Annotated in this window: 3 protein-coding genes; all 3 read right to left on the bottom strand. The window is 47.5% G+C overall.

Annotated elements, in window-relative coordinates; all coding sequences use genetic code 11:
* Positions 1 to 109: 109 nt before the first annotated feature.
* The 3 genes from QMA35_RS20700 to QMA35_RS20690 all read right to left on the bottom strand — a co-directional run bounded on the left by QMA35_RS20700 (position 110) and on the right by QMA35_RS20690 (position 5,063).
* On the bottom strand, positions 110 to 2,491 hold the full coding sequence (locus tag QMA35_RS20700) for a penicillin acylase family protein (protein ID WP_281649047.1): 2,382 nt from the start codon (positions 2,489 to 2,491) through the stop codon (positions 110 to 112).
* Between the two features lie 107 nt (positions 2,492 to 2,598).
* On the bottom strand, positions 2,599 to 2,904 hold the full coding sequence (locus tag QMA35_RS20695) for a high-potential iron-sulfur protein (RefSeq protein WP_281649046.1): 306 nt from the start codon (positions 2,902 to 2,904) through the stop codon (positions 2,599 to 2,601).
* Positions 2,905 to 3,038: 134 nt separating this feature from the next.
* Entirely contained in the window at positions 3,039 to 5,063 is a 2,025-nt protein-coding gene (locus QMA35_RS20690; RefSeq protein WP_281649045.1) for a neutral/alkaline non-lysosomal ceramidase N-terminal domain-containing protein, read from the bottom strand.
* Positions 5,064 to 5,537: the final 474 nt, after the last annotated feature.

Raw genomic sequence — 5,537 nt, 5'->3', positions numbered from 1 at the left:
CAACGGGTTTGAATATCCATTTATTCATAGAGCTTGACGCCACTGCAACTGGATGTTCGATTCTATCTTGATTGACGTTTTAAGTCCGACAGGCTGCTAGTTGAGCCCCCTAATGTATCGCTTTGAAAGTAAGCGTGTATTTGGTTTCACCCGGTAGAAAAGGACTTGGTTTTCCTTTCAGCCAATCCTTAAAGCCTGCCTGGTAAAACGAAGAGAGCGGGTGCCCACTCTGGCCACCCGGGATATGCATAATCCCCTGTTCTTCGTATCCAGGGGATACAATCATTCGTTCGGATACACCTTCATACGGTTTTTGTGCATTTGGAATCCAGGTATCTCCCGCCAGCTCAACTGCCGGCATATTCAGCCACTCACCTACGATGGGTAACGCACCAGAAAGAGGATGGTTGATTTTAGCGGTATTACGCTCTCCCCAGGTTTTGTCCGCAAGTTGGTGCGCGCCCCCCAAATCAGCGATTACCTCATCAATAACTTCGAGAATTAAATCATTCCAGGAACTATATACCGGCGGTAACCAATTCTCAGGCTGCTGCTCCAATAAACGGAGAATTGCAGATTCTTCCCGATTCAATTCCTGCATCCAGCTATCTTCTACCTTTCCTTCAACCCCGGCCCTCAAAAGGAAGTAACGGCCTAAATAACTCAAAACTTTCAGCTTGGCCGCATCCTGAAACTCCCGAACCAATCGGTAACCCACATCATCGGTTGCAGCTCGGCCAGACCAGTTATCCACAAGCCGGGCAAATTCGGCTCGGCCCTCTTTTCTGGAATCGTCAGCCTCAACAACTTTCAAAACCACTTCCCGCCAGCTGCTCATATATAAAGCAGAATTATCAAGAGCGATTTCAAGCAGGTCTTCCTCTTTGAATGACTCCTTCTTTGCAAGAGCATCTCGAATCTGCATAGAACGCGGGCCAGGAGCGTAACCGCCATTACCAATTTTGCTGTAATCGGTACCACTGGCAACCCGGGAATTTGCTGTCCAAATACGCCCACTCTCCGGATTAATCACCATGGGATAGTTATCCACAGGCAGCCATTCCTTCCAGTTTTCCTCGGCCTGCTGCCAAGTCAGTGGGTAAGTGGAATCGACGCCGGAGCGTGTTGGGATACGGCCGGCGATAGACCAACCAACATTTCCTTTGCTGTCACCTGTTGTGAAGTTCTGAGCCGGGATTCCACTGATATTGGCAACGTTAATGGCTTCGTAAATATCATCCGCCTGCTCCAACAGATAGAGGTTGCCATTGGTCGCTTCAGGGTTCTGGGCTGTCCAGCGTAATGCTTGAAAAGACCCATCAAACCTGGATTGCTTTACAGGCCCCCAGATGGTGTAGCGGGTTTTATGGAGAATGGCTTCCTGCCCCTTAATTGCAATAACATCCTCCCGCAGTTCAAATTCCTTCGGGCCTTCAGACGTCATGTATTGTCCGTCTTCAGTCAGTTCCAAAGTAACCCGGTCGTTCCAGTCTCCATAACTGTTGGTAAAGGCCCATGCTACCGAGCCGTTGGTTCCTACAACAACAAAGGGCGTACCAGGAAGAGTAAGGCCATTAACCCGTCGCTCCCTGTTTTGATCTTTATAAACCAACTGAGCACGGTACCAGGTTGTCGGAACACGTAACCCCAGATGCATATCGTCTTCAACAATAGCACCACCGGTTTTACTTAACTGACCAGAAACCGCAAAGTTATTACTGCCAATGGCAGACACAGGTTTAAGAGTTCCGGTCAGTGTGGCGAAAGAAGAAACTGCCATCTCCCTAAAATCAACCAGCTCTAACCCTGGAATAGTTGGTTCACGGCTATTGTCTTCTACAAGTGGAGCGTCCCAGCGGGTTTGTGGTGGCGATAAAAACTCGGTGACCTCCCTGCCTGCTACGCTGCTGAGAAAACCTTTCGCCTGATCCATAGCCGCCAGCTCATCATTCAAATCCAGATACATACTGAACACTGCCAGGAACGAATCTTCTGGAGACCACTCCCTGGGAGCCTGATTCAGTAGCCAATACTCGAAAGGCCGACTGGTAAGATCAGTCATTCCCTGATTCACACCATTGGTATATGCCAAAAGCATCTGACGACTGTTTTCGTCTAAATCGGCGACTACTTGTCTGGCAACTTCCCGAAACCGATGAATACGAACTTTTTTGTCATGATTCAAAGCTATTTCACCAAACAGCTCTGACAGCTCACCAGCGGAATTACGCCGATTAAGATCCATTTGAAAAAAGCGATCCTGTGCATGGAGATAACCGGTTACAAATGCCACATCACTGCGACTTTCACCCTGAATCGTTGGAATACCTTGTTTATCTCGAAAAGCCTGAACGTTATCTTTAATAGTTCGTGAGTGAACCTTTCCATCCAGTTCCGGAAGACTGAGGGAAAGAATGCCATAAAGAGAAAGCGCACCAAGAAAAGCCATAACAATGATGAACAATAACAACTGACGTAGCTGGGCAAACATATCCAGACCTCATTTCATTTTTGTTCTTATTGAAATCAAGGTTACGGGGAGTGAGGGGAATGCTCCAGAATTATTTACTATGCGAATTCTGGAGCAGAGTGGGAAATCTATGCAGGTTTGGCAGCCCATACCGCACACCAACCACCAGGTTCAACAGATTTACCGGGAAAAATATTGCACCCTTTAGTCTGATCTTGATAGTGCATGCAGTTGTCGCACCGGCTGCCCGCCTTGAAGTTAGGAAAATTAACTGCATCCGCTGCCGATTTTTTGTATTTGAGCGCCACAGCTGTCGGCTCATCCTCTCTCAGAGGAGCCAAATCTGCAGCTTGCAAGCTCTCAACATTCAGGGCTGGGATTAAAACGACGCCGGTAGCCAATTTAAGAAACTGGCGTCTTGATTGTTGTGACATGGGATATCTCCCTCAGTGTGTGTTTTCATCAGGCTCACAGAGAAATCTAGAAGAGCTCTCCACAGAAGCCAGCTCCCAATTGACTTATTTGGGAGCTAGTCATACACATCGTTACAACACTCAGTAGCACTTTACTAAAAGATCTTTGAATACACCCTACCAGAGTTGCCTCTTGGTTCTATAGCGAACCGGTATTCTCCAGTTTTCATATCAGCAGGGTTGTACCAGCGGGTTTCCCAAATCGCCATGCCATTTTTAGCGTTAGCAACTTTTCGAACTTCTAGATCGTAACCATCATCAGAAATTGGTTTGCTGTCTATTTCAAGCAGTTTCCACCCATTTTCTGTTTTCACTTCCACACTCACAAGACTTTCATGGAGGTTGATGCCTGTTACCCCAGCATCCTGCCAGCGAAAAGCAATATAGGGTTCTTGGTAAATTTTACGGGCTTCCCGGTAAACTGGTTCACTGAGCACCACCCTCTCACCCTTGCCAAACTCAGGCTCGGGAAGAAAGTCTGCTGCTTTCAGGGAATAAGACCACTCGGGAAGAAGCTCTTGAATATTGCCGGTGGCAAGCAAATCTTCCGCAAGGCTACCAAGCTGTACCGAGATATAAGGCGTCATATTCCGACCGTACAAGGTGTGGCCACCTTCGTAATTTTGGCGATCATATTCTTCCGGCGTGGTGGTGTAGCCAAAGTAACCATTGGATGTACTGATCACAGCTGCATGCTTAAGTACGGAGTCGCCTGCCCTGCGATACTCGGCAATAACTTGCTCACCGATGCGGCGGCCGGATTCTGCAGTGACCTCAAAAGGCAGTGGCAGAATGGCTAAATCATTAACCTGTAAAAGCTGAAACAGGACAGTCGTTGGGAAGCTTTCTTTGGGTTCGGCAATTGGCTGTAAAGCACTGAATCCAAGAATACGTTTACGCCCGTGGCAGCTATCCGTAAACCAGTTTCTGCGTGCCATATCATTTCCGCCCTGAAAGATTGGCAGCGCGGCAAGCCAAGGAGTTCTGCGTTCAAATGCACCTCCCGCCAGAGCATTGCCCGCGGCAGGGTCTTTACAGATGTCTACACCGGCCACTTTATTATTTTCGCGAATATTAATTTCACGGGCAGCTGTACGAAGGATAAGAGAATCACTCAGCTCTGAACCCAATTCTTCGAACATCATCCAGGCTTCATTGCCGAGCTTAGTTCCCACATCACGGGATTCTTTCCAGTTAACTGGCAGATGCGCGAACAGGCTGTCTCCGCGGAAAGGCAAAGCCGGAGCCATATCACCATGGGCGCCGGTGGTGAGGCCATGAATAACTGGCCATTGTGGCTGATATTTCTCAGCAATATTCCACTCTACTTCACGCTGGGCATAAGCAAACAAGTCTGCGTTATACACATCGACAGGAGCACTTATAGTCGTGGCATGAATCGAAAAACTGGAGAAGGCACCTAAAGGTTTCCAGCTGCCGTCATCATCCTGGGCATCAACCCGAATCATATACAGAGCGGGGTTTACCGCCTTGAACACATCATCCTGATTTTCCTGACCGGCGTTCAGTTTATAAGACGCCAGTGAACGATTACGATTTACGCCATAAATATCCTTGCGGCCTGTAGCGACTTTAGCCGGGCGACGCTTAGCCCAGGCTTCCTCAACACCTTCTGCTATGCGAGTGGACACAAAATCAAGAAAGCGTTTCTCCAGCCCTGCCCCACTGGAGGCATGCTTGTTATAAAAATCATTGTGGTGAAAGTTGGCTGGCGCTGAATGTGTGTGAGTTCCCATTACTGCAATATCTGCCGGATTCAGACCAGTTTTTTCAGCAACTGCTGATGCCACCTGATGCTGAAGCAGCAAAGAACCTGCAAACAGGTCCATCTGTATCAAAGCCATAGATTTCCCCTGTCCATCGTTCAAATAAACAGTTCTGGCTTTTAAGCGAGTACGAAATCCTTTGCCCTTGTTCGCCATCATGGAGTATCCCCCCATAGGCAAACCCGGAGGAGGCGTAATATCAACTGATGAGACACCCGCCATCATCGTACTTTCCAGCCTAGGAGTAACAGCTTCTGGCTGCTGAATTGTCAGATGAGAGACAGATGAACAACCCGTAAGAAGAAATAGAGCGGTTATTAATAATCGCTTCATCGAATCTACCTGTTATTTATTGTAATAATTTTCACAAATATGGAACCATGGTATCACAAGAAAACAACCTTCCTTAATGAATACTGCAAGTATCGTAATGCCACACTTTTCCCAAGTTTATCGCCTTCTATTCTCATCCCAATTAACGCAATCGCAATACTTTTGGCAAGGTTCTGTTCAATAGTGTTGTTGATAAGCGTCTAGAATTCTCACTCATACGTAATGGTCGGAGGTCATCATAGATGACACTGACTTTCGGCAGATCATCGAAAGCTGTGCCCGGCTTAGCATCAGGAAAAAACACATCTTGCGCTCAGTGCTCCAAGAAAAACCTCAAATCACCAGTTGCCACCTTTATCAACGGCTTGAGTAAAACCTCAATATCTACCTGTGTTACCACCGCTGCGGAGGCTCTGTTCACAATACATGTTGGTGCATGAACTATACTTCTGAGCACCGGTTTCTGTCGTGTAA

This window comes from Parendozoicomonas sp. Alg238-R29, assembly GCF_947331445.1.
Lineage (GTDB): Bacteria > Pseudomonadota > Gammaproteobacteria > Pseudomonadales > Endozoicomonadaceae > Sansalvadorimonas.
Note: the sequence above shows the minus strand (reverse complement) of the source record. Positions and strands in the feature narration are given on the sequence as shown.